This is a genomic window from Actinoplanes palleronii, from assembly GCF_016862315.1.
GTDB classification, from domain to species: domain Bacteria; phylum Actinomycetota; class Actinomycetes; order Mycobacteriales; family Micromonosporaceae; genus Actinoplanes; species Actinoplanes palleronii.
On sequence record NZ_BOMS01000082.1, the window covers coordinates 1 to 26,212 of the forward strand.

Here is a 26,212-nt window from a genome sequence, read left to right on the forward strand (position 1 = left end):
GGGTGGTCACGGAAAACCCCACGTGTGTGAAGTTCGGGTGCGGAGCGCACCCGAACTTCACACGTCGGCCGGGGGTCGGGCGTCGATCCAGGAGGAGACGGCCGGCATCGCCAGCATGAGGACGGCGGTCAGGTGGCACAGCGCCGCCAGCACGTGTGCCGCCAGCGCGGCCGAGGTGTAGGACATCGCGGTGTCCCCGCCGTCCTCGTTGCCGACCGTGGCCACCGCCATCCAGGTCACCACGGCACTGAACACCACCGTGTGCACGCCGAGCAGGGTCACGGCGTAGGCGGCGGCCCGCATCGTCCACCCCCGGGTCCGGCGGGCCGCCACCACCAGCACGAACGCGAAGACCTCCGCCACCGCGCCCCCGCCGGAGATGATGACGGCCCGGTCGACGGCCCACCCCACCCGGTCCACCGCGTCGGCCGTCGGGGTCGTGGTGAGCAGCAGGAACGCCACCGGAACCAGCACCCCGGCGAGCCCCAGCAGCACCGACGACGTACTGATCATTTTCTGCCCCCGCTCGACGCGGCCCGGTCGCCGGAACGGTGCCAGGTACCGGCGAGCGGACGGCACCAGCCAGCAGACCGCGGTGATCGGCAACGCGGAGATGCCGACCACCGCACCGGCTTGCGCCAGCCACAGCAGCGTGACCAGCACGGTGTCCCCGTCGTGCAGCCGCGCGACGAGCAGCGGCGTCTCACCGGCCCGGATGAACACGACCCCGGCCAGCGCCGCCGGCCCCAGCGTCCACAACACCGCCAGCCCACCCGGCCGCGGCCGCACGCCCGACACCCGCACCGCACTCCAGGCGACGAGCGACGGCACCGCCAGCACCAGCGCGACGACGAGATAGAGCAGGCTCAGCCCGCCCGGGTCAGCGCCGAAGTCCCCGTCGGCGATCGAGCGGGTGACCAGCGCAACCATCGTCATCACCCACTGCACCAGCACACCACCGAACGCCACGAAGGCGGTCCACCGCGCCGCCCGGACCACACCGGGCTCCGCGATTCCGCCCGGGGCGGGCCGTGGCATCGGGCTGGGCGGGAACGCTGCCGGACCCATCCGCGGCGGCAGGCTGGGCGGGGGCACTGACGGACCCATCCGCGGCGGCAGGCTGGGCGGAACACCCGGGTGCCAGCCGGGAATCACCTGCGCACCGCCCGGTCCCACCGCAGGCGCCGGACCGCCCGGCCCCACCGCAGGTGCCGGACCGCCAGGAGGCGAAGCAGGTTCCGCGAGGCCCGGGTGCGCGGGGAAACCGGGGTGCGCGGGGAAACCCGGGTGGGCGGCAGGGGCGGCTGGTGGCGATGCGCCGAGCACCGGCGGGGACGCGGCGCGGGGTGGGCGCCGGCCCGGCGCGGCCGGCCGGTCGGGGAACGCCGACGGGTTCTCCCCGGACTCCGCCGGGTCGGGAACCTGCCGGGGGCCGGATGGAGGAATCGACATGTCGTAGTTCCTACCGCATCCGCCCCGGCCGATGTGCACCTCGACAGCCGGGTCACGGCGGCGCGGATCACGGGTGGGATGTCTCAAGGCGGCGGGATCCGGGCCGATGGGGCAGACCGTCCCTGGCCCGTGCCGGAAAGAGGATCTGCACCGATGACGAGCCCCGCGCAGCCCGCTGGATGGTACGCCGACCCGAGCGGTCTGCCCGCGACCCGCTGGTGGGACGGCGGGCAGTGGACCGACCATCTCCAACCGGGTGTCGCGGTGCTGCCGCCGACCGCCGGGCTGGGTGGCTACTACCCGGCCGCGGCGCCGTCCGGGCCGCTGGTCCCCGGCCCGCACACGGTCGAACCGGCCGACCCGGAAGCCGCCGAGATCTTCGCGGCCCGGTCCACCGGCGCGGCCGGCGCGGTCTTCCCCGCCGCCACCACGCCCGGCAAGGCCACCGGTGCGCTGGCCGCTCCCCCGGCCGAACACATCGACTACTCCATGCCACCGGTGGACGCCTCCGGCCCGGCAAGGTTCCCGGCGAGCGCCAAGCCGGCGGCCGCTCCCCCATCACTCAGCGACGAGCTGGACAAACGCCCCGAAGCCCGGCACGCCAAGGGTGTCCTGACCCACCCCCTGCTGCTGGCCTCCCTGGCCGCGGTCATCCTGGCCGTCCTGGTAACCCTGGCCCTGCTCCGCTGACCATCCAGCCGGGGCGGCCAGCCCCCGCACTCAACGTTCAAAGGGCGGCAGGACCACTCACCCCTGACCCAAGGGGCGGCAGGAGCAATCGCTCCTCACCCAAGGGGCGGCAGGAGCAATCGCTCCGTGCCCGAAGGGCGGCAGCAGCACTCACCCCGCGCCCGAAGGGCGGTGGGGATGCGCGATCGGGCGGGGCAGGGGCGCCAACAGCACGCGATCCGGCAATGCGTGCGGCTGCCGCCCACCAGGGGGCGGCATCAGGCCGCGATCCGGTAATGCGTGCACGCACCGCCCCTCCCGAGGCGTAATCACGCGGCTGAACCCGAGACAACGTGGACCCGAGGTCGGGGCTGAACCTCAGACCAGCTCGACCCGAGACCCGACTGAACCGCCGCAGCACCGGCTGGTCCTCAGGGGTGTCAAACCCGCCGCGAGACACCCCTGGCGACCAGCCAAGGCCCGCCGCCAGCGAACGGCGCGAGACACCCCTGAGGACCAGCCAGGGGCCACCGCCGGCGCGCGGCGCGAGACACCCCTGGCGACCAGCCAAGGCCCGCCGCCGGCGAACGGCGCGAGACACCCCCGGGGACCCGCCAAGGGCCGCCGCCGCGCGCGCGGGGCTCCTGGGAACTGGGCGGGGTGTCTGCCATGACGCGGATGGCACTTCGGCGGGCATTGAAAAGGGGTGGGGTGGGGTACCTGGTGGGTGTACGAGCGAGCGAGAGTCCGAAGTGACCGATCACGGATAGAACGGTGCGGGCCGGCGGGGTGGCCGCTAGCGTAGCGATTCACCCCGTGATGCGGTGTATCTCCGATTCATCCGTATCGCTGCCCGACCTGGCGTCACCCCGGAGGTCATGACATGGCCGGTACCTCAGCGAATCGACGGAACTGGCTGGTCGCCCTCGCCGCGGCGGTCCTGCTGCTGATCCTGCTGGCCATGATGCTGTCCTATTGCGACCGGCCGGCCGGCACCACCGACGCCGGGCCGCCGGGCGCGGTCGCCTCGACGCTGCCGCCGGTCACCGGGCCGGGCTCCCCCGGCACCCTGTCACCACGGTCGACCGAGCCCGGAGCCGGGACGACCGAGCCGCAGCCCGGCGACAGCGCGACCGGAAACGATCCGACCACTGACCCGGTGGCCACGTCCTCGACGAAGGCCAAGGCGTCACCGTCGCACACCCGGGCCACACCCCGGGGCGGCGTCGACGCGGGTGGCGGCGCCGGGCTCAGCGGGCAACGCACCGCCATGCTGATCACCGGCGTGTTCCTGCTGGCCGCGGCGGTGATCGCGGGACGGTACGCGGTCGGCCGCACGACCCGCGACTGACCCGGCACGATGTTCGCCCGTACCAGAGCGATGGTCGCCCGCACCAAGAAAACACAACCGAAGAAAGCCACCCGGACCACCAAGAGCCGGCCAGACAGGACGGAACGGCTCGCCCTGTCTCTGGGTTTTGCCGAGCCCAGGCGGAGGCGGCGGCTGCGAGTCCGCAACCGCCGCGCCGCGGTCTTCTCGGTGATCCTCGCGCTCCTCGGCTCCACGATCACCGTGCTCGGGCTGCGGACCGACGACGCCCTCCCGGCACCCGATCTGGCCTGGCAGGACGTCCCGGCGCCGAGCCCGGCCACGACCACCACCAGGACCGTGAAGAGCACCACGGGACTGCGCCGCTCACCCCCGACCCGGCTGGACATCCCGGCGATCGGCGTACACACCGCGGTCACTCCGATCGGCCTGCGCGACGACGGCACGCTCGACGTCCCGCCGCTGGAGTCGGACGCGCCGGCCGGCTGGTACCAGGGTTCGCCGACGCCGGGTGAGGCCGGCCCGGCGGTCATCGTCGGGCACGTGGACACCGCGCGGGACGGTCCGGCGGTCTTCTTCCGGTTGCGGGAGCTCAAGGTGGGCGACATCTTCTCGGTACGACGTGACGACCGCACCGTCGCGCGTTTCCGGGTGACGCGGGTCGCGAGTTACCCGAAGAAGGCGTTCCCGAGCGACGAGGTCTACGGCTCGACGCCCGGCCCGGCGCTGCGCCTGATCACCTGCGGCGGCTCGTTCGACCGGGACCGGGGCAGTTATCGCAGCAACATCGTGGTCTTCGCGGCACTGGTCCCATAACGCCCAAAAGAGAGCGCTCCCGGGACCGGTTCCGGGATGAATAACATTCACGTTCCGGAACCCGGGTGTTGTGCCCGGGTTAGCGGCCTATGCGGTTGCGCCCCTCTTGACATGCAGGCTCACCGATTGCTTCCGTGACCAGGTTCATTGCGATCTTGTTTCGGAAGGGACTCCTCCGTATGACGAGCAGTAGGCGCGCCTTCGCCGCGGCGCTCGCGATCGGCCTGGCCATCACCGGCCTCGCCACGCAAGCCACGCCGGCCGCCGCACATCCCGGTCCGGCCACACCGGACCTGGGCAAGAACGTCACCGTCTTCGACCCGAGCATGCCGGTCAGCCAGATCCAGGCCACCCTGGACGCGGCGAACGCCAAGCAGGTCGACAACGAGATGGGCACGGACCGGTACGCGTTCCTCTTCAAGCCGGGCACCTACGGCACCACCGAGCAGCCGCTGCAGGTGAAGGTGGGCTACTACACCGAGATCACCGGCCTGGGCGAGAACCCCGGCGACGTGGTGATCAACGGCAAGGTGGAGGTCTACAACCGCTGCCTCGCCGACGGCGGCACCAGCAACTGCCTGGCGCTCGTCAACTTCTGGCGCACCGTCTCCAACCTGACCGTCAACATCAACGGCGCGGGCCAGGACGGCTGCCGGCAGACGGCGAACTTCTGGGCCGTCTCCCAGGCGGTCTCGCTGCGCCGGGTCCAGTTCACCGGCGGCACGCTGTCGCTGATGGACTACTGCACCGCCGGCCCGCAGTACGCCAGCGGCGGCTTCATCGCCGACGCCAAGCTGCCGGCCACCGTCAACGGCTCGCAGCAGCAGTGGCTGACCCGCAACAGTGAGGTCACCAGCTGGTCGAACGCGGTCTGGAACCAGGTCTTCTCGGGCGTCGTCGGCGCACCGAGCGAGGCCGACTTCCCGGCCACGCCGTACACCACGCTCGACAAGACCCCGGTCAGCCGGGAGAAGCCGTACCTGTTCATCGACGGCAAGGGCAAGTACCAGGTCCGGGTGCCGGCCGCCGAGCGCAACACGTCCGGTGTCGGCTGGAACTCCCCGGGCCGTACCCTCCCGCTCTCCGACTTCTACGTCGCGAAGCCGGGCGACTCGGTCGCGAAGATCAACCTGGCCCTCACGCTGGGCAAGAACCTGCTCTTCACGCCGGGTGTCTACGACATCGACCGCACCATCAACGTGTGGCGGCCGAACACGGTGGTGCTCGGCCTCGGCCACGCCACGCTGACCGCGACCAAGGGCTCCACCCCGCTGCAGATCGCGGACGTCCCCGGCGTGATCGTCGCGGGCCTCACCATCGACGCGGGCCTGCAGAAGTCGTCCGCGCTGCTGCGCGTCGGCCGCAACCACGGGATCGGCTTCACCTCGCCGAAGAACCCGACCACGCTGCAGGACGTCTACTTCCGGGTGGGCGGCCCGCACATCGGCAAGGCCACCACGGCGCTCGAGGTGAACAGCGACGACGTGCTGATCGACCACACCTGGGTGTGGCGCGGTGACCACGGCGTCGAGGGCTTCACCGGTGGCGACACCGAGCGCTGGAACACCAACATCGGCACCTACGGCGCCGTCATCAACGGTGACGACGTGACCGCGACCGGCCTGTTCGTCGAGCACTTCCAGAAGTACAACACCATCTGGAACGGCAACGGCGGCACCACGGTCCTCTACCAGAACGAGTTGCCGTACGACCCGCCGACGCAGGCGGACTGGATGAACGGCTCGGTCGAGGGCTACGCCGGTTACAAGGTCGGCGCCAAGGTCAAGACCCACAACCTGTACGGCGGCGGCGTGTACGTGTTCAACCAGAACAACCCGTCGATCCACACCGAGAACGGCTTCGAGGTCCCGCAGACCCCGGGCGTCAAGCTGCACCACATCATGACGGTCAACCTGAGCGCCGGCGTCGTCGACCACGTGGTCAACGGCGTGGGCGAGGCGGCCGACACGACGAAGGTGGGCGTGCCGGTCTACGTCACGCAGTACCCCGCCGTACCGTAAAAGATCACTCTGCGGTGGTCACCGCCCATCGGACGGTGACCACCGCGTTGTTTTTTCCGTGGGTACGGGTAAGCCAGGACGATGACAGCCACCACCGCGGACCCCTCGCTCAAACGGGTGATCGGCCCGGGACTCCTGCTGCTGTTCGTGGTCGGCGACATCCTCGGCACCGGGGTCTACGCGCTGACCGGCAAGGTCGCCAACGAGGTGGGCGGAGCGGTGTGGCTGCCGTTCCTGCTGGCTTTCGTGGTCGCCCTGCTGACCGCGTTCAGCTACCTCGAACTCGTCACCAAGTATCCGCGGGCGGCCGGCGCCGCGCTCTACACGCACAAGGCCTTCGGCCTGCACTTCCTCACGTTCATGGTGTGCTTCGCGGTGATGTGCTCCGGGCTGACCTCGGCGTCCAGCGCGTCCAAGGCGTTCGCCGGCAACTTCGGGTCGGCGGTGCACCTCTCCCTCGGCGAAGGACTCGCGCTGACCGCCGTCGCGCTCGGCTTCATGACCCTGGTCGCGCTGGTCAACTTCCGCGGCGTCGGCGAGAGCGTCAAGGCCAACGTGGTGCTGACCTGCGTCGAGCTGACCGGTCTGCTGATCGTGATCGGTGTCGGCGCGTGGGCGCTGGGCGGCGGCGAGGGTGACCTGTCGCAGCTCGGCCAGTTCAACACCCCGCCCGGCGACAGCGTGGTGCTGTCGGTGACCGCGGGCACCGCGCTGGCGTTCTTCGCCATGGTCGGCTTCGAGGACTCGGTGAACATGGCCGAGGAGAGCCGCGACCCGGTGCGGATCTTCCCGAAGGTGATGCTGATCGGGATCTGCGCGACAGGTGTCATCTACGTGCTCGTCGCGATCTCCGCGGTGGCCCTGGTCCCGCCGGCCGAGCTCGGCCAGGGCGAGACCCCGCTGCTCAAGGTGGTGCAGGCCGGCGCGCCGGGCTTCCCGCTCTGGCTGTTCGCCTGGATCACCATGTTCGCGGTCGCCAACAGCGCCCTGATCAACATGATGATGGCGAGCCGGCTGCTCTACGGGATGGCCCGGGAGGGTGTGCTGCCCCGGGTACTGGGCCGGGTGCACGCGTCCCGGCGTACCCCGTGGGTCGGGATCCTGGTCACCACGCTGATCGCGTTGGGGCTGATCTGGTTCGCCGACCTGACCGCGCTCGGCGGCACCACCGCGCTGCTGCTGCTCTGCGTGTTCACCGTGGTGAACGTGGCGGTGCTGGTGCTGCGCCGGGACCCGGTCGAGCACCAGCACTTCCGCGCCCCCACGGTGATCCCGGTGCTGGGCGCGCTGGCCTGCGCGTTCCTGGCCAGTCCACTGAGCGGCCGGGCCGCGACCGACTACCAGGTGGCCGGCGTGCTGCTGCTGATCGGGGTGGCACTGTGGGCGATCACCTACGCCTGGAACCGGTACGTGCGGCACGAAGAGGCACATCTCGATCCCACCCACCTGGCGGAGTGACCACCCCCGTCGTGGCTACTGAAGGTGATGTGCGAAGCTGCGCGCTACCACACGCACCCTCATCTCCTGCCCGGAGGCCCGTTATGGACTCAATTCTCCCCCTCGTAGCCGGGCTCCTCATCGGCCTGATAGCCGGATGGTTCATCCGGGGAAGCCGTGACGGGGCTGCTCGGACCGCCACCACCGACACCACCGCCTCGTCCGCCGCCCCGGTGGCCGTCGTCGAGCCGGCCGCCGCGACCGAGTCGAAGGACGACGCGGCCGCCGAGACCGCGATCATCGAGCCGGTCACCGAGCCCGCCGCCGAGACCGTCGTCATCGAGCCGGCCGACGAACCCGCCGCCGAGACCGCTGTCATCGAGCCGGTCGCCGCGGAGCCGGTGAAGGACGAGCCGGCCGAGGAGACCGCCGTCATCGTGCCGGTCGCCGAGGCGCCGACCGAGCCAATCCCGGCCGTCGACGAGCCGGCCACCACTGTCGACTCGTCGTCCGCCGACACCGTGCCGGTCGCCGTCGCGGAGCCGGTCGAGGCACCCGAGCCGGTCGAGGCATCCGAGCCGGTGCCGGCCGCGGAGCCGGTGGCCGAGCCGGTCGGCGAGTCCGCGCCGGTCGGCGCCGAGGCGATCACCGCCCCGGCCACGTCGGACGAGCTCACCGAGTCCCGCGAGTTCATCGACGAGCCGGTCGACGAGGCCGCCGAGGAGGCGTCGCCGATCATCGAGCCGCTCGCCCCGGTCGCCGTGGACGAGCCTGCCGTCGTCGCTGAGCCCGTCGCCGTCGTCGCCGACGAGCCGGTTCCGGCCGCCGTCGTCGCGCCGGTTCCGGACGCCGCCGTCGCCGGGCCCACCTCGGCCGCTCCGGTCGTCGTCGAGGACGAGCCGGCCGTGGAGACGATCATCGTCGACACCGAGCCGGTCGAGGTCGAGCTGGACGCCGCGGGTGAGCCGATCCCGGCCGACGTGCACGAGCCGGACGACCTGACCCGGATCCCCGGCATCGGCCCGAAGGTCGCGATGGCCCTCGCCGCGGCCGGCATCACCACGTACGAGAAGCTGGCCGCCGCGGACGCGGTCGACCTGAAGGCGGCCATCGCCGCCGCCGGTATGCGCGGCTCGGCGAGCCTCACCAGCTGGCCCGCGAAGGCCAGTGAGCTGAACGGCGCCACCAACTGACGGTTGCGGCCCGGTGCCCGTTCGGACACCGGGCCGCGCCCGATCGGCAGCGCGACTGTCGCCTAGGTCACTCGGAAATCGGCCGGAAAAAGTAGCAACTCAGGAGCGGCACCGCCGATGTGTGGGGCTGTCCGGTAGCCAGCTCGTTTCTTCCGAGGAGACCCCGATGGCCACGATCACCGCCGTTGACGCAACTTCCTACGACCACCAGGCGGCTTGGACGCGGCTGCAGGCACACCGCCGCCAGCTCGCCGGCGACCTGATCCCGGTCCAGGCCAGCGCGCAGACCATCGCCGCCGACAAGGCCGCCGTCGCCGCCGCGGAGGCCGAACTCACCCGGCTCGGCGCCGCGAAGTCGGTCACCGACACGCAGACCGTCTCGTCCGCCGCGGTGTGGGCCGCTGCGCAGTCGGTCGCCCCCGACCAGCCGAAGAAGGAACTGCCGCACGGCCGCGTTCTCGACGTCACCGTGTGACCGATACCGATCAGCCGTGGGCACCCCGGTCACGGATCGGGGCGCTTTCCCCTCGTACCGGAAAATGGTGTTGATCTGCATAGCGGACCGTGCGCCGCGCGGTCTGACGGATGACCGACATCCCGCTCCGGTGAAAACGGCACGTCGCCGCTGTTGCCTCGGATGCTCCGCGCAAGACCACGTCGGACCTGCTAGATCGTCGCACAACGCCCGGAAACCGACAAAGATCAACAACGCAAGGTCATCGCGTCGGGACAGTTCGTAATCTTCCAGGGGTTCCGGCTCGGCCCTGAAGGTCGCAGGATGGACCGAGGGTGATGCGATGAGTGGGCGACGGCTGGCGGTTGTGGTGACGGTCGAACACCACGACGATCCCGTCCTGCGCAGGTATGCGGTGCCGTCCGCGGACGTGCGGTCTCTCGCCGCCGTCCTGGGCGATCCGGCGCTGGGCGGGTTCGATGTGGAGTTCCTCCAGGACCCGGACACCTGGGGCACCTATCAACGCCTGCAGACGCTCTGCGACGGGCGCACGGGTGAGGACTGCCTGCTGGTCTACTTCCGCGGCATCCTGCTCTCCGGCCCCGGCGGCGGCCTCTACCTGGCCACCCCGGACACCGTCATGCAGCGCCCGGCCGACACCGCCGTCGACGTGACCCGGATCGACGCGCTGATGCACCGCAGCCAGGCCGGCCAGATCCTGATCGTCCTGGACGGGCGCACCGGCGGCCCGGTCGACGCCGGTGCGTATTTCCGCGCCGCGCGCTCCGCCGGCGGCCGCAGCCGGGTGGTGATCACCGCGGCTGCCCGCCCGGAACCACCCACCTTCGCCGGCCTGCTCGCCGACACCATCCGCGGCGGCACCGCCGACCGCGACCGGGACGGCTACGCCGGCATCGACGAGACCCTCGACCACCTGCGCGAACGTGACCCGTCCGTCCGCAACTGGGTGTTCGGGGCGGGCCGCCAGCCGTACCTCTCGAAGGTCCGCAAACCCGGCAGCGACCGGATGGCCATGATCGCCGACATGGCCGCGGCCGCGGCCGGCACCGACCTGCACCGGGCCGCTCAGGCCCGCGCCGCCCTGACCCGGATGGCCACCGGCGACGACCGGGTCGCCGCCGCCGCTTCCGCCGCCTTGCGGCGCACCTCGCTCCGCCTCGCCGAACCGTCGTTCTCCTTCGGCCAGGTCGCCCCCGGCACCAGGCAGTTGACGATACGGGTGCCGGTCGTCGGGCCGCCGCTGCTCGCGGCGTCGACGGTGACGACGTCGGGCGAGGGCCTGCACGCCCGGATGGAGGGCGAACTGCTCCGGATCTCGTGGTTCCCGACCGTGGGCCGCCTGGCCGGGGTCGTCGGCCTGGACGGGCCGGCGGGTTCCGCCCAGCTGGCGGTCACCGGTGAGGTGTCGGAGGACGCCCCGGCGGAGTCGCCGCTCGCGGAGCCGGAGCCGGGGGCGCGGTTGGCGTTGCCGGCCGGGCCTCCGCCTGCCGCCGCGCCGCCGGGGTCCTGGAGCGACCAGCCCGCCGCGGCGTCCTGGAGCGACCAGCCCGCCGCGGCGTCGTGGGGCGGGCAGGCGCCGTTGGCGTTGCCTCCTGGCTATCCGGCTTCGGCGGCGGCGGCTGGGCAGCGGCCCGCGCCGCCGGGACCGCCGGCGGAGGGCGGCCAATGGCCCGCACAGCCCGGACCGCCGGCGGAGGGCGGGCGGTGGCCCGCGCAGCCGGCGATCGGCAGCGCTCCGTGGCCTGGGCAGCCGGTGTCCGGCGCGGCTCACGGACCGCAACCGTCTCGGGGTGGCGCGGGCGCTGGTCAGTGGCCTGGGCAGCCGGTGTCCGGCGCAGCCTACGGACCGCCTCAGGGCAGCGGCGCTGACCAATGGCCCGGACAACCGGTGTCCGGCGCGGCCTATGGCCCGCAACCAGCGCAACCGCCCCAGGGTGGCGGCGCCGACCAATGGCCCGGACCGCCGCCTCAGGGCGGCGCGGGCGCTGGTCAGTGGCCTGGACAACCGGTGTCCGGCGCAGCCAACGGGCCGCAACCGGCGCAGGGTGCCGGCGGCGCAGACCAATGGCCCAGACAACCGGTGTCCGGCGCGGCTTATGGCCCGCAGCCGGGCCCGCCGCCTCAGAGTGGCGGCGGTGCTGACCAATGGCCGGGCCAACCGGGCCCCGGCGGCGATTGGCAGAATCAGCCGACCTCGAGTGCGCCGTCCAGTTATCAGCAGGCGCAGCCGGGCTCTGGCGCTTATCAGCAGGCGCAGCCGGGCTCCGGCTCTTATCAGCAGGCCCAGCCGGGCTCCGGCTCTTATCAGCAGGCCCAGCCGGGCTCCGGCTCGCCGTTCGACCGCCAGCAGGGTTGGCCTACTTCTGGCGCGCCTACCGGTCAGTGGCCTGCCCCGTCGGCACCCGGCGGCGTCCCATGGCCGCAGCAGCCGGGCGTGCCCACCGGACCGCAGCCGGGGCAGGCGCCGTGGACTGGCCAGCCCGCGTCCGGTGAGGGAGTTCCCTGGCAGAACCAGCCCACCAGCCCGCCATCAGCCCCGCCACACGCTGGCGGACCTGCCGGCCAGTGGCCCGATGCGCAGCAGGCGGCCTGGCAGAACCAGCCTCCGCCGGGTGCACCGTTCGATCCGCAGTCGGGTCGGCCGGTCTCCGGTCCAGCAGCTGGCTGGGGGCCGGATCAGCCTGCCTCCGGACCGCCTGCCGGTTCGTGGCCGGGCGGACCGCCTCCTGGTTCCTGGCCGGGTGGACCGCCTGCCGGCTCGTCGCAGGGAGGACCGCCTGCTGAATCCTGGCCGGAGGGAGCGGCTCCAGCTTCCTGGCAGGGAGGAGCGCCTGCGGGTTCCTGGCCGGACGGTTCACTGACCGGTTCGGGGCCGGGCGGACCGCCGGCAGGTTCGTGGGCGGGTTCGGCGCCGTCGGCGCCGAACGGCTCGCCGCCTTCCGGCGGGCCCGATGGGCAGTGGCCGACACAGCCTCCGCTCGGCGTACCGATCGATCCCTGGCCGGACGCACCGACGTGGACCGCACCGGCTTCCGGTCCACCGGTCGACCCCTGGCCGGCTCGGTCCGGCTGGCAGCCCGACCAGTCACCGTGGACCGCCCAGAACCCGGCCGGCCGGCCCGGTGGCGGGGCAGGCCGGGGCGTGGAGACGTCCGACCAGGCCGGAGTCATTCCGGCCCAGCGTCGTCCGCCCGGCGGGACCTGGCCCGGGGCGCACCCGGAGGACGAGGCGACCAGGCCGTTGGCATCAGGCGACGCGGCACCGGCCACGAGTCAGATTTCTCCCGCTGCCCAGCCGCTGCCTGGCACCCGGGTGCCTTCTGCCAACCAGATGCCTCCTGCCAACTCGACGCCTCCCGGCGATCCGATATCTCCCGCCGATCCGATGCCTCCCGGCCATCCGGTGTCTCCCGGCCATCCGGTGTCTCCCAGCGCCCAGGGGCCGGCCCAGCATCCGGAAAACGCGGCCGTTCCGGCGCGGGATGAGACGGGTCATCGGGCCGACGACACGGAGCCGGCGGCGCCCGCACCGCAAGGCCCCTGGTCAGGGGCACCGCATCGGCCTGGCATGACGCCCCGTTCCTGGTCCGGCGGCGCCACCGACGACCTGTCACCGCCGAGCGGCACCTGGTGGGCGCCCTCCCCGGAGGCCTGCCAGCCGTCCGGACCGGCATCCTCGGTCCACGGCTCGCCCGCCGCGGAAGTCCCCGCCCAGAGGGCGGCCCCCAGCGGCAACGTCCCTGAGCCTGTTCAGGAGCAGGACACGTCCGGCAGCACATCCGGCGGCGCCTTCCAGAGCCGCGATCCCAGCGACCCGGATGTCACCCAGATCGCCACCAGCGCTGCTGCCGATGCGATCCCCCAGCATCAGGTCCGGACCAGTGATACTGCTGCCGGCACGCTCCCCCAGCACCAGGCCGCGGGCGGTTATGCCGCTGCCAGATTGATCCCGCAGCATCAGGAAACGATCGGCCGCGCGCCTGACGGTTCGGATCCGCAACACCAGGACACGCCCGGCCGCGACGCCAACGGCTCGATCCCGCAGCAACGGGATCCAGCCGGCTTGGGTGCCGCTCGCCTGGTCTCCGGACATCCTGTTGTCGGTGGAGCACCTGAGACCGGCACGGAGCAGACTGCCGAGATCCGGCTGGAGGTCCCGCCTGACGCAGACAGCATGGTGCCGTCCCCGCCGAGCGGTCCACGCTCGGACTCTGCGACGGATCTGGCCGCCGACCGGCCGCTCACGGCATCACGCGAGACAACCGAGCCGCCGACACCCCAGCCGGCGGATCCCGCAGCGAGAGCGCCCGTGCCGGGAGCAACCGTGCCGGAAGCGCCCGAGCCGGAAGCGCCCGAGCCGGGAGCAACCGTGCCGGGAGCGACCGTGCCGGGACCGATCGAGCCGGGACCGATCGAGCCGACGATGGCGGAGTCTGCATTGTCCGCGCCTGTGGCGGACGAGGTGGCAGCGGCCGAGGCGGCAGGAACTCGGCCGGCGGATATCTGGCCCGGTTCGCCCGCAGAGCCGTCTGCCCGCGCAGAGAATCCCGGCCTGTGGCCCAGCTCCTCCGAGGTCTTGGCCAGCGCACCGGCCATCGAACCCACACCGCCGCGCGCGGCCGAAACCGCGGATGACCACAGCTGGGGCGAGGCCGGCACCCACGCGGAACCCGTCACCGGGGCCGTCACCTCGATCCCGACCGAGTCGAACCTGCCCAGCGACCACGGTCTGTCCGAAGTCGATGAGCCGACCGATGTCATCGGCCTGTCCGAAATCGATGAGCCGACCGACGTCATCGGCCCGGCCGGAACCGACAACCTGGCAGGAGCAAACGGCCCAGCCAAGATCGACAATCCGGCCGAACCGGCAGGCGGCCCTGTCCTCAGCGACCAGGCCGAGAGCGGAGCCGGCTACCAGGGTGAGGAACGCCAGCCCGAGGAAACGCCGACCTGGTCGGACGCCACACCGGCCTGGTCCGACGCCTCGTCGGGCGGACCGTCCACGGGATTCCCCGGCCTCGAGGACGAGCGACCCACGTCCGGCGCCGAGCCGGACGCGCGACGAGCGGCTTCCGGCAGCGACTCTCAGTCTTGGCACGCCAGCTCGGCGTCCCTAGCCGAACATCCGGAGTCCCCCGCCGTCACCGATGCCGACGAAGCCGAAGCTCACGACGCCCCCGCAACGGCGCCGATCACCGCCGGCGGCGGCGACCTGCGGGCGGGGCAGGCAAGCCCGGCCGGCAATGCCGACTCGGCGGACGACGAAGACCCGGCTGCGGCCGACGAACCGCCCGCGAGGGCGGCCGACGAGGACCCGGCGGCGGCCGATGAGCCGTTCGTAAGGACGCCCGATGAGCCGTTCATAAGGGCGGCCGACGAGCCGCCCGCGCGGGCGGACAGCGAGGAACCCGCAACAACCGATGATCCCTCCGCAAGCGCGGCCGGCTCGACCCCGGACAGCATCGAGCCTGCCGCTACCTCCGACACCGAATCCCCCCAGGACATCATGACCAATTACCCTGAGAGCAACGGCGCCGTACCCGCACGGCCTGGACCGGAGAGCGCCGCTGAAACCGACGAGACCAGCGGAAACCCGCCCCGCGACGACGATGACCGGGCCAGTTCCGCCACTGCGGCAGGTGCCGCGGCCGCCGGGTTCGCCGGCGGATTCGTGGGCGGCTGGCTGAGTCAGCCGGCGCCGGAGCCCGAAGCCGCAGACCCGCACCGCCCTGCCACCCCGGCAAACGCCGAGCCCGGCACGTCACCGCACACCTCCGGCGCGAACGAGGCGGACACCAGCGGCATCGCCGACCCCGGCAGCGAACCGGCACCGCCCGGCCCGGTCGCCGGCAACGCTCCGATCGCCGCTTCCTGGCCCAGCCCCCGCACCAGCACCGACGCACCGGCCTCCGGCAGCCCGGCCGAAACGTGGCCGAGCACCCAGGCCCCGTCGCCGACGTCCGGCACCCCCACCGGCACCTGGCCCACCCCGCAGGCCACGACGCCGACCGCCGACGGACCGGCCGGCACCTGGCCCGGTCCACAAGCCACCACCCCGACCTCAGCAAGCACGGCTGGCACCTGGCCGGACCCTTCGGCCGAGACACCGACCTCCGGCAGCCCCACCGGCACCTGGCCCAGCCCGCAGGGCGGGGCTGACACGCCGGTCTCGGGAAGTCCGGCAGGGCCATGGCCCGGTGCGGGAACCGCGGGTTCGGCCGACCGGACGCAGCCCGGTAATGGATGGCCGGCGCAACCTGCCGCGAGTGACGCAGCCCCGCCGGAGCGGCAAGCTGCCGGGGCCGACACCGCGGGAGCCGCCCCGGTCCAGGCCGGGCGCGGGGCTCAGCAAGGGCTTCCGTGGGAGGCCGGTTCCGCGGCAGCCGCGGCCGCCGGCTGGCCGCAGTCGGCGCAGCCGGCACCGGACGAGGCGACGACTCACGGCACCTCAGCGAGCAGCGGCTTTGCCAGCTCACCGGGCGGCGGAGTGGCAGGCACAGCAAGCAGCGGCGGTGGCCTTGCCGGAACGCCGGGCGGCGGAGTGGCAGGCACACCGACCAGCGGCGGTGGGCTGGCCGGAACGCCGCCGGGGCAGACCGGGTGGGGCGGTCCGGACGACTGGACTCAGGCTGCCGGCGGCGGGCTGGCCGGAACGCCGGGCGGTGCCGGCTGGCCGGCGACACCGGGCGGTGCGGGCGGATGGCCCGGGCCGGCCGCCGGCACCGGATGGCCGGCCACCCCCAGCAGCACCGATCCGACCCGCCAGCCTGCCGGCGGCGGACAGGGTGGCGGGCTCGCCGGCACGGGAGGACGAGGCGGCGGATGGGACGAGACGACGACCGCGGCAGCGGCGGGTGGGTGGCCGCAGACGCCCGGAGCCGGCGCCCCTCCGGGCCAGGCGTCCGGGGCCGGCACTTCCTGGCCCACGTCACCGGCCGGGTGGCCGAACTCGCCGAGTTGGCAGCAGCCGGACGGCGTCCCGCCCGCGGGCGGCGACGGGTCGTACACCGAAAATCCGCCGGCGGGCCGGCGGCGCCTCAGGGTCGCCGGGGTGCTGCTTCTGGCGCTGCTCCTGGCCGCGGGGGCCTATCTGGGGATTCGGTACGTGTCCGGAAAGGACAAGCCGAGCGCCGCGCCGACGACGGCGGCCCCGCAGCAGACCGGAGGCGCGCCGTCCACCGCATCATCGCAGCCGGCCGTGCCGGGTGAGTCGGAGGCGGCCGCGGCGCCGGCGCCGGTCAGCCTCGCGACGCCGGTCGTGCTGGACACGATCAAGGGGGTCGGGCGGGAGCCGGAGGGTGTGGTGGTCTCGCCGGACAACAAGACGGTCTACGTCGCCGATCAGGGCGCCAAGAAGGTCTTCTTCGTCGACGCGAGCAGCAAGAAGACCAGCTCGGTCGACGTGCCGAACACCCCGCGGTTCCTGGCGCTGTCGAAGGACGGCGGGAAGCTGTACGCGTCGATGTTCGAGGACGACTTCAGCGCCAACGGGATGACCGTCATCGACACCGCGAAACGCAGCGTGATCACGTCGGTGGCGACCGGGCCGCGGCCGTTCGAGCCCGGTGTCGCGCCGGACGGGCGGGTCTGGCTGCCGATCCACAACGGCGCGCGCGTGGAGATCTACGACGGCGGCACGCTGGCCAAACTGTCGCAGATCAGTGTGCCGCCGAACCCGCACTGGGTGGACTTCGCGCCGGACGGCTCCCGGGCGTACACGTCGGATCACGAGTCCAACAAGCTCTCCGTGATCGACACGAAGAGCCTGAAGGTGCTGTCGAACATCGCGGTCGGCAAGTCGCCGCACAGCGTGGCGGTCACACCGGACGGCGGGACCGTGGTGGTCACCAACTACGACGTGAACACCGTGGAGACCTACGACACCAAGACCCTCAAACTGACAAAGCGCTACGAGGTGGGCAAGCTGCCGCAGGCGGTGCTGGTGTCCGCGGACGGCGTCCATGCGTACGTGGTGAACGAGGGTTCGGACACCCTCTCCGTACTGGACCTGAAGAAGAAGCAGGTGGCCGCCACGGTCAAGGTGGGCGACAGTCCACGGGTGGTGGGACTCTCCCCGGACGGGCTGCGGCTGTACGTGACCGCGGGCCGGGACGGGGCGGTCACGGTGTTGAAGGCGGCCGGGAAGTGACTGGTTAGCCTCGCCGGATGCGCCTGTTGACGTTCAACGCCCTGTTCACCGGGGACGTCCGGCCGCGGCTGCGGGCGCTCGGCCACGTCCTGCGGGAGTCCGATGTCGACATCGTCTGCCTGCAGGAGGTGATGTACCGCGCGCACGTGCGACTGCTCCGGCAGGGCTTTGCGCACACGGCGTACGCGGGCTCGGTCGTACTGAAAGGGGGTCTTGTCCTTCTTTCCCGTCGACCGGTCACGCGTTGGAGGTTCGTGCGGTTTCCCCTGGCCGGGCCGCTGCGGCCGGAGTTCCTGATGCGCAAGGGCGCGCTGATCGCCGAGATCGGCGACCTCGTCGTGGTGAACACCCACCTGTCGGCGAACCGGGACGACGACTGGTCGCCGGGCAACCGCTACACCGTCGTCGAGCGCGCCGAGCTGGACGTCGTGGCCCGGTTGCTGGCCGATATCGATCCGGAGCGGCCGGTGGTGGTCACCGGGGATCTGAACCTACCCCGGGGCAGCGCGGCCCTCGAGGAGCTCCGGGTGCGGGCCGGGCTCACCGACGCGATGGCCGGCGACACCCGGCCGACCTATCGGCCGACGCCGCAGTGGCCCCATCCGCCCGCTTTTGATCACGTGCTGACCCGGGGTGTCACCGCGCGGGCCGACCTGATCCTGCGGGATGAGGTGCCGCTGGCCGGCGGCCGGTCGGGCTACCTCTCCGATCACTACGGAGTTCTTGCGGAAATCAGACCTGGGTCTGATTCGAAGCCGTGGAATCCCTGATAACTTCGCCTCATGCCGACGGATTCCGGGCTTGACCGCCTACTTCTTCAGCAGCTCGCCGAGCGTGAGCGAGCCGCTTTCGCCGCGCGGCATCCCCGGTCGGCGGCCGCCTACGGCCGGGCCGACCATCTCTTCGGCCGGGTCCCGATGACGTGGATGAACAAGAACGCGGCCGGGTTCCCGCTCTATCTGAAGACCGCCCGGGGCAACCGGCTGACCGATATCGACGGCAACGAGTTCCTCGACTTCTGCCTCGGTGACACCGGCGCGATGGCCGGGCACTCGCCGGCGCCGGTGGTCGCCGCGGTCACCCGGCGGCTCGGCGAGCTGGGCGGCGCCGCCACGATGCTGCCGACCGAGGACGCCGCGGCGGTCGGCGCCGAGCTGGCCGGCCGGTTCGGGCTGCCGTTCTGGAGTTTCGCGCTGACCGCGACCGACGCGAACCGGTGGGCGATCCGGCTGCTGCGCGCGGTCACCGGCCGGCCGAAGATCCTGGTCAACAGCTACTGCTATCACGGCTCGGTCGACGAGTCGCTGATCGTTGTCGGTCCGGACGGACGTGGGCAGAGCCGCGAGGGCAACGTCGGCGCGCCGGTCGACGTGACCGAGACCAGCCGGGTCGCCGAGTTCAACGACCTGGCCGGGCTGGAGCGCGAGCTGGCGCACGGCGACGTGGCCGCGGTGCTGATGGAGCCGGCGCTGACCAACATCGGGATCGTGCTGCCCGAGCCGGGTTATCTGGCCGGCGTCCGCGAGCTGACCAGGAAGTACGGCACCTACCTGATCAACGACGAGACCCACACGTTCTCGGCCGGGCCGGGCGGGGCGACCCGGGCCTGGGATCTCTCGCCGGACGTGCTGACCATCGGCAAGGCGATCGGCGGCGGCATCCCGGTCGGGGCGTACGGGCTCTCCGCCGAGCTCGCCGACGCGATCCTCGGGCGCGCCGACCTCGACCTGATCGACATGGGCGGGGTCGGCGGCACGCTCGCCGGCAACCCGGTGTCGATGGCCGCGACCCGCGCGACCCTGGAGGAGGTGCTCACCGAGGGCGCGTTCGCCACCATGCTGACGACGGCGTCGGCGTTCGCCGACGGCATTCAAAAGATCATTTCAGCGTACGGCGTTCCGTGGTCGGTGAGCCGCCTCGGCGCTCGGGTGGAATACCGGTTCGCCGACCCGGCTCCCCGCAACGGCACCGAGTCGGCGGCCGGCGGTGACGGCGAGCTGGAGGACTTCCTGCACGTCTATCTGGCCAACCGCGGCGTGCTCCTGACCCCGTTCCACAACATGGCGCTGATGTGCCCGGAGACGACCCTCGACGACGTGGCCCGCCACCACGAGATCTTCGACGCCGCGCTGGCCGAACTGACCGCCTGACGGCGCGGCAGGCCGGCTGCGGCCCACCCGGCGACGAGGCTACGGGCAGCCGACCGGGAGGGAACGCCCGCCTGCTCGCCGCCGCCGGGACGCACGGCCTGGCCAGGGCCGCGGTGCGCACGGTCGCGCCGGCCAGGCCGCGGTGCGCACGGTCGCGCTGGTCAGCGCACTGGCCGGAGCCGCGGTGCCCACGGTCGCCCGGCGGGCCGCGGACCGGTGGCCGGCTGCGGTGCCACCCGTGGCGTGCGGAAGGTGAACGCGTAGGTGCCGCGCCGGCCGGCAGCGTAGAGGTCGAGGCTGCCGGGGGCCCAGGCGCAGCCGACGAGAGCGCCGTCCACCCGCATCGCCGCGACCGGCTCGAACCCGGCGTCGATATCGGTCAGCGGCCAGATCCGCAGTTCACCGTCGGCGTCGGTGGTCGCCAGCCACTGCCCGTCGGAGGAGACCGCGGCGTCGGTCACCGGCCCGTCGCCGAACTCCGCCGCACCGGCCAGACGCAGACCGCGGACCGTGTAGAGCGCGACGCCGAACGGGTCGACCACCACGACCCGATCCCCGGCCACCTGGATCGCCCGGACCTCACCCGGGCCGGCACCGGCCCGGCCGGGAACTGATCGGATCCGGCCGGCCCGGTAGCGCCAGACCGTCAGCGCTCCGGTGTCGTCGGCGACGATCAGCCGATGCCCGGGCAGGAACGCCGCGGCCCGGACCGGACGGCCGATCGCCTGCCGGAACACCTCGGCGCCCGCGACGAACGCCCCGGGGAGCAGGCTGCCGGCGGCCGACTCCGGAGCGGGCCCGGGCGCGAGGACCGACGAGACGGGGCGCACCGACAGCACCCCGTCCGGACCCCAGGCCGCGAGCAGGTCCTGATCCGGGGCGGCCACCCCGCCGGACGTCCCGGGCAGCTCCCCGGCCACCCACTCGCCGTCCGGCTCCCGCCGCAGGAGCACCAGCCGGTCGCCGCAGACCGCCGTCACCCACGCGCCGCCCGGGCCGAACCCGCAGCGGGTCACCGGCTCGGACCCGCGCCAGATCGGCGCCGCGACCGCATCCGCGGTCCGCCACACCCGCACCGCGCCGTCCCGTTCGCCGGTCATCACCTCGCCACCGGACGGGGCGACCGCGCAACTGGTCACCCAGGTGATCGGCCCGGCCACCGTCTCCTGGGCCAGCCGCGGCACGTCCCAGACCCGGATCGACGCGTCACTCCCGGTGGTGATCAGGGTGCGCCGGTCCGCGGCGACCACACACGACGTCACCCAGCCCGGGTGGGCGCGCACGACCGCGACTTCACCGCCGTACCGATCCCAGACCCGGACCGTCCCGTCCTCCCCGCCCGAGATGATCTGGTCGCCGAAGGCGGCCAGCGTGCTCACGCAACCACGGTGTCCCACCAGCGCGACGGCCGTGGTCCCGCCGTCCCGCGGGTGCACCTCGATCCCGCCGTCCGCCCGGCCGACGGCCAGCCACGCGCCGCCCGGGTCCGCGGTGAACGCGGTGACCGACTCCCGCGGCGACCCGGCCGGCACCGGCGCCGCCGTCCCGGTGCGCAGGTCGTGCCGGACGACCGCGCCGCCCGACGTCACCGTGAACACCAGGTCCTCACCGAGGAACGCGCACGCGACGAGCTTCTCCGGCTCCCGGCGGGCGAAGATCCGCTCCCCGCGTTCAAAAACGGCCAGCTCGCCCCGGCTGTCGACCGCCGCGACCCGCTCGCCGCCGGGCGACGCGGCACAGCCGAGGATCTCGCCCGGCGCGGTCCACAGGATCCGCTCCGGGCAGCGCCGGGCCACGTCCCAGCGGCGCAGCGTCCGGTCCGCGCCGGCCGACACCAGGCCCTCGCCGTTCCGCGTCACCACCAGAGCCTTCACCCCCGCGGTGTGCCCGAGGAGCCGGCCCAGCAGGGCGCCGGTGGCCGCGTCGTGCAGGCTCACCGCGCCGGTCTCGCCCCCGCTGGCGATCCAGCCCCGCGCGGACGTCACGGCGCAGTCCAGCCACCCGTCGCCACCGGTGATCACCCGGGTCAGGCTCTCCGGCCCGGCGTCCGGAAGCGGCCAGCGCGCGGTCAGCCCGGCCCGGCCGCGCTGCCCGGCGGCGAACGCGGCGACCTCGGCGGCCACCTCGGGCGCGCCGGCCAGACGGGCGATCAGCACATCGGCGAAGGCGGCGGCCGGGCGGATCGGCCGGAGCAGGCCGGCGCTGCGGGACAACCGGGCGCGCAACGCCGACGCGCGCTGATCCGGCAGGCGATCCAGATCGGCCACCACGGCCGCCACGCCGACCAACGGGATCGCCACGGCCAGCCGATCCAGATCGGTCACGACCGCGAACAGTTCGTCCCACCAGCGGGCTTCGCGCAGGTGGAAGCCCAGGTGCCGCCACAGGTAGCGGTCCGCTCGCGGCAGCGCCGGCCACGGACCGCCGCTGCGCGGGCGGGCCAGCTCCACCAGGCGGCGGTTCACTCGCGCGAGCTCGGGCTCCGGGAGGCGTTCGCGGAGGTACGTCCGGAGCACGTCGTGCAGGCGCACCCCGCCGTCGCCCGGTTCCACCAGCCGGAGCCGGGCCAGTGTCGTACGCAAAAGGGCGGCCTCGCCCGACGACAACCCGCCGGTCCCGGACCACAGCAGGTCGACGATCCGGTCCGGGACGGACCCGCCGGCCGGGAAGACGCCCAGCTCCAGGTAGCGGTGCCGGTCCGCCTCCGGAAGCAGGTGCAGGGCGGCCCGCACCACCCGGTCGACGGCCCGGTCCCGCTCCCCCGGCACGGCCAGGTCCAGCGCCACCGCAGGTTCCGCGCCGAGCCGGTCGAGCAGGTCGGACGCCGCCGGGCGCTGCCGCAGCACCCCGTTGACCACGGCGGTCAGCAGCGGCCACCGCCCGGTCCGCGCGAGCAGCGCGGCGCGGTCCGGGCCGGACAGCGCGCCCAGGCCCCCGGTCAGCAGCGCGGTCGCCTCGCCGGGGGTCATCTCGTCGGCGGCGAGCCGCGGGAGGTCCGCCGGGAGCAGGTCGCGGACCCGGGTGACGATCAGCCGCCGGGCGGTCGCACCACCGATCAGGAACGGTTCCAGCTGCTCCCGGGTCCATACGTCGTCGATCACCAGCAGGACCGGCGGACGCTGATCCAACGCGGTCCCGAGCCGCCGACCGGCCTGGGCCGGGCTGACCGTGGCGGGCCGTTCCCCGGTGAGCTGCTCGATCAGGTCACCGAGCAGGTCCGCCAGGGCCGGGCCGGTGGTCCGCTGGCCGACGCTCACCCGGAGCAGGCCGCCGGGAACCTGCGCCCGCACCCGCGGGAGCCGGGCGACCTGCTCGGCGAGCGTGGTCTTGCCGAAGCCGCCGGGGCCGTGCAGGCCGGCGTCCCCGGCGAGCAGCAGGTCGCACAGGCGGGCCTGCAGCTCGACGCGTTCGACCAGGTCAACGGCCGGTGCGTCGATCACCCGGGGCGCCGGCCGGGGCGCCGGGACCGGGGCCGGCGGTTTATTCAACCGACTGAACATCCCGGACCATCCCCGCCACCGATCGCCGTTCATCACGGTGGGACCAACGGCCCGGTGGCGGGCAGGTCACTGCTGTTACTTGGTGACGAACTTCCGGAGCTGGGCGAGCACCGCCCGGTCACCGGCCGTCGCATAGATCTTCTTGTCCGGCCCGACCAGCACCGAGGACGGGCAGGTCTGCTCGTCACCGGGCAGTTTCTTGTCCAGCAGCAGGCGGTGCGTGGCCACCTCGTAGATCCGCAGACGCCAGGTGGCCCGGTACAGCGCGAGGGTGTCCGGCGCCGGGTCGTCGTACTTGCAGTTGCGGATCTTCGTGCCGACGGCCGCACGGTCGGTGCACGCGACGAGCTGCACCTTCGCCGGGTCGTCGGAGCCCCAGATCCGCTCCTGCGCCTTGGTGGTGCCCTCGTCCCGGAAGTAGTAGACCCGGTCCTGGAAGCGCACGTCGTCCGGGCTGTCCTTCTTCAGCACGACCACCGGGTGCGGGGCCTTGCCGGTCCGCTTCGGCGATGCGGGGTAGTAGACGTTCTCGTCGCAGACCCGGTCCAGGTCGTCGATGTCCCCGGCCGGGAACGTGCTGGCCTGCGGGCCCTCGTCGACCGAGGGCTCGCTGACCCCCGGGACACCCGGGGTCCCGGTCGGGAGGGCCGGGAGGCTGGGGAACGTCGGGAAGCCGGACGGGAGACTGAACGGCAGGTTCGCGATCGGCGGCGGGTCGTCCTGGCCGCGCGAGGTGGCGTACAGGCCGCCGACGGCGACCACGGCGATCGCCATGATCACGGCGAGGATCACGCCGGTGCGCACCCCGGCCGGTGCGGCGGGCGGAGCTCCGGGCGGCGGCCAGGCGGGCGCGGTCCCGGGCTGCGGCCACGCGGGCGCGGCGTGATAGCCGGGCGGCGGGTAGGCCGCCGGCGGGGGCGGCTGCGGGAACGGGTACGCCGGCTGTTCGGGGCCCTCAGGTGGCCGCGCCCACTCGGACACCGGCGGTGCCGGCGGCGGCCAGGCGGGCGCTGCGAACGTCGGATCCGGTAGCGGATTGGTCGATGGCTGCGAAGTGGGGTCCGGTGTCGCGCTATCGCCGGATTCAGCCCCCGTGCCGGTCACGTTCAGTGCCCTCCCCTGTCCGATGCGCGTCGAATGTATCGAAGGCCGTCACATCAGGAGAGGGCGGGTGGCCCCGGTCACTACCGGGACCACCCGCAGGTCACGGACGGTTTCCGAACCGGGTACCGACGGTCACCGGGTACCCGCGGTCACCGTGGCGACCTGGGTGCCGGAGAGTGTGCCGCCGGTGTAGTAGCCGCCGCCGACCGCGGTGCCGGAGACCGTGCCACCGGTCCGGATCGCGTACGTCGTCCCCCGCGTCACCCCGCTCAGCGAGAAGACCACCTGCTTGAACGCCTTCGTCGACTGGTACGCCGCGAGCTGCGTGCCGGACGTGGTGGCCAGGTGCACCACGGTGCCGGCCGCCTGGTTCGCGCTGAACGTGTACGACACCCAGCCCTGTCCCGAGGTGGGCAGCGTGCTGGTGCTGGCGCTGATCCCGGACGAGACCAGGGTGCCGCCGGTGATGGTGAGCGCGCCGTTGGAGTCCAGGCCGCCCTCACCGCCACCACGGGTGGCCGAGCCGCTGACCACCACGGTGCCGCCACCGATGCTCAACGCGCCGTTCGAGTCGAGCCCGTCGGTGCCACCACTGACCACGACCGTGCCGCCGGTGATCGAGATCAGGGCGTTCGGGGAGTTCTGCATCTCGCCGTAGGTCGGGTCGGAGGCGTTGAACGCGTCGTCCGACGCGGTCGTGCTGACGCTGCCGCCGGTCACGTAGACCTTCAGGCCCTCGACACCCTCGTACGATTTGGTGACGTTGACCGTGCCCGCGCTGACCGTGACCGTTCCCTCGGCGTGGACCCCGTCGTCGGCCGTCGCGACCGTGGTCGTGCCACCGTCGACGGTGACCGTGGCGTCCGAGTGCACCCCGTCGTCGGAGGCGTTCACACCCGCGGTGCCGCCGCTGATCGCCACCAGCACCCCGGCCTTGAGGCCCTTCGCCGAGGTCTCGCCCGGAGTGACGGTGCTGCCGCCGCCGGACTTCAGGGTGAGCGCGCCACCGGCCAGCAGCACGTCGGTCTGCCCGGTGACCGCGTCACCGGTCGCGGTGATGTTCGCCGAGCCGCCGCCGACATAGACGTAGCCGCGGGTGGTGTCCTCGGCGTTGTCCGATTTCAAGCCGTCGCCACCGGCCGTCGCGGTGATCGTGCCACCGTTGACGATCAGGTAGTCCTTGCCCCGCAGTGCGTCGTCGCCGGCCGTCACGGTGATCGTCCCGGCGTCGACGACCAGGCCGTCGGCGGTGTTGACACCGTCGGCGGCGGTCGCGGTCAGGTTCAGCGAACCGGTGCCGTCGATGGTCAGGTCGGCGGCCGCGTCGAGGGCGTTCCCGGTCGACGAGGTGAGCCGGTTGGTCGTGCCGGCCTGCAGGTACACCAGGGCCTCGTCGGCCGCGACGATGTTGATCGCCGCCGCCGTGTTGGTCACGGTCACCCCGTTGAGCAGGATCCGGACGATGCCGGTGCCGGTGCTGTTGACCACGATCTGGCCGCTGGTCAGCGTGCCGGAGAACCGGTACGTGCCGGCCGCGGTCACCGTCACCGTGCTGCCGGAGACGGTCACGCCGGAACTGGTCGTCGTCGCGCTGCTGCCGGTGAGCGTGACCGCGGCGACGTCCGCCTCGTTCCAGACGCGGTCGGCGGCACTGTCGTGGCTGGCCTGGTTCGCGGCCAGCGCGGTGGCGGCGGCGGTGCCGGCGGCCTGGGCCGGACCGGTCAGCAGGGCGAGCGCGGTGGCGGCGAGCGCCACGGGTGCGACCAGCCGGGGGATGCTGGGCATGGTGATTCCTTTCCTCGGGGACGGGTTTCTCATCAGGAGGGCTCTGTGTGGGGACTTTCGGTGCGCTCCGCACCCAAACTCCCCACGCACGGGCTGGGACGACCGAACGTGTGAAGTTGCGGTGCGCTCCG

16 protein-coding genes are annotated in these 26,212 nt (G+C 73.0%); 10 read left to right on the plus strand and 6 right to left on the minus strand.

Annotation, left to right across the window (positions count from 1 at the left end):
* Positions 1-57 precede the first annotated feature (57 nt).
* Complete coding sequence (locus tag Apa02nite_RS26370) at positions 58-999, minus strand: hypothetical protein (RefSeq protein ID WP_203827347.1); 942 nt, start codon at positions 997-999, stop codon at positions 58-60.
* A 606-nt stretch (positions 1,000-1,605) separates the two neighbouring features.
* On the opposite strand from Apa02nite_RS26370, the gene Apa02nite_RS26375 reads away from it, so the two are divergent.
* From Apa02nite_RS26375 to Apa02nite_RS26405, 7 genes are all read left to right on the plus strand, one after another.
* Positions 1,606-2,142, plus strand: a complete 537-nt coding sequence (locus Apa02nite_RS26375; RefSeq protein ID WP_203827348.1) for a DUF2510 domain-containing protein — start codon at positions 1,606-1,608, stop codon at positions 2,140-2,142.
* Positions 2,143-3,004: 862 nt separating this feature from the next.
* Entirely contained in the window at positions 3,005-3,472 is a 468-nt protein-coding gene (locus tag Apa02nite_RS26380; RefSeq protein WP_203827349.1) for a hypothetical protein, read from the plus strand.
* A 189-nt stretch (positions 3,473-3,661) separates the two neighbouring features.
* Complete coding sequence (locus Apa02nite_RS26385; RefSeq protein ID WP_239164578.1) at positions 3,662-4,267, plus strand: class F sortase; 606 nt, start codon at positions 3,662-3,664, stop codon at positions 4,265-4,267.
* Between the two features lie 179 nt (positions 4,268-4,446).
* Entirely contained in the window at positions 4,447-6,288 is a 1,842-nt protein-coding gene (locus Apa02nite_RS26390; RefSeq protein ID WP_203827350.1) for a pectate lyase-like domain-containing protein, read from the plus strand.
* A gap of 81 nt (positions 6,289-6,369) precedes the next feature.
* The gene (locus Apa02nite_RS26395) at positions 6,370-7,746 is read left to right on the plus strand and encodes an APC family permease (protein WP_203827351.1); all 1,377 of its coding nucleotides are present in this window, start codon (positions 6,370-6,372) and stop codon (positions 7,744-7,746) included.
* Positions 7,747-7,829: 83 nt separating this feature from the next.
* Positions 7,830-8,918, plus strand: coding sequence for a helix-hairpin-helix domain-containing protein (locus tag Apa02nite_RS26400; RefSeq protein WP_203827352.1), 1,089 nt, complete (start codon positions 7,830-7,832; stop codon positions 8,916-8,918).
* Between the two features lie 166 nt (positions 8,919-9,084).
* A complete protein-coding gene (locus Apa02nite_RS26405; protein ID WP_203827353.1) occupies positions 9,085-9,393 on the plus strand; it encodes a hypothetical protein in 309 nt (102 codons plus the stop codon).
* 241 nt (positions 9,394-9,634) lie between these two features.
* Here the strand turns inward: Apa02nite_RS26405 and Apa02nite_RS26410 are convergent, their stop codons facing one another.
* Entirely contained in the window at positions 9,635-10,678 is a 1,044-nt protein-coding gene (locus Apa02nite_RS26410) for a hypothetical protein (RefSeq protein WP_203827354.1), read from the minus strand.
* Between the two features lie 4,403 nt (positions 10,679-15,081).
* The gene (locus Apa02nite_RS26415) at positions 15,082-15,465 is read right to left on the minus strand and encodes a hypothetical protein (protein WP_203827355.1); all 384 of its coding nucleotides are present in this window, start codon (positions 15,463-15,465) and stop codon (positions 15,082-15,084) included.
* 979 nt (positions 15,466-16,444) lie between these two features.
* Here Apa02nite_RS26415 and Apa02nite_RS26420 point away from each other — a divergent pair.
* Genes Apa02nite_RS26420 through Apa02nite_RS26430 form a run of 3 tightly spaced genes read left to right on the plus strand, consistent with a single transcriptional unit; the run spans position 16,445 to position 19,692 of the window.
* Positions 16,445-17,542 (plus strand): beta-propeller fold lactonase family protein, encoded by a 1,098-nt coding sequence (locus Apa02nite_RS26420; protein WP_203827356.1) that lies wholly within the window; start codon positions 16,445-16,447, stop codon positions 17,540-17,542.
* Between the two features lie 17 nt (positions 17,543-17,559).
* Positions 17,560-18,312, plus strand: coding sequence for an endonuclease/exonuclease/phosphatase family protein (locus Apa02nite_RS26425; protein ID WP_203827357.1), 753 nt, complete (start codon positions 17,560-17,562; stop codon positions 18,310-18,312).
* Between the two features lie 12 nt (positions 18,313-18,324).
* Positions 18,325-19,692 (plus strand): transaminase, encoded by a 1,368-nt coding sequence (locus Apa02nite_RS26430; RefSeq protein WP_203827358.1) that lies wholly within the window; start codon positions 18,325-18,327, stop codon positions 19,690-19,692.
* 161 nt (positions 19,693-19,853) lie between these two features.
* Here Apa02nite_RS26430 and Apa02nite_RS26435 read toward each other — a convergent pair whose 3' ends face one another.
* From Apa02nite_RS26435 to Apa02nite_RS26445, 3 genes are all read right to left on the minus strand, one after another.
* Entirely contained in the window at positions 19,854-23,180 is a 3,327-nt protein-coding gene (locus Apa02nite_RS26435) for an NB-ARC domain-containing protein (RefSeq protein WP_203827359.1), read from the minus strand.
* Positions 23,181-23,267: 87 nt separating this feature from the next.
* Positions 23,268-24,173 carry a hypothetical protein gene (locus tag Apa02nite_RS26440; RefSeq protein ID WP_203827360.1) on the minus strand — a complete coding sequence of 302 codons (906 nt, stop codon included), beginning with the start codon at positions 24,171-24,173 and terminating at the stop codon, positions 23,268-23,270.
* A gap of 255 nt (positions 24,174-24,428) precedes the next feature.
* On the minus strand, positions 24,429-26,081 hold the full coding sequence (locus Apa02nite_RS26445) for a carbohydrate-binding domain-containing protein (protein ID WP_203827361.1): 1,653 nt from the start codon (positions 26,079-26,081) through the stop codon (positions 24,429-24,431).
* Positions 26,082-26,212 lie beyond the last annotated feature (131 nt).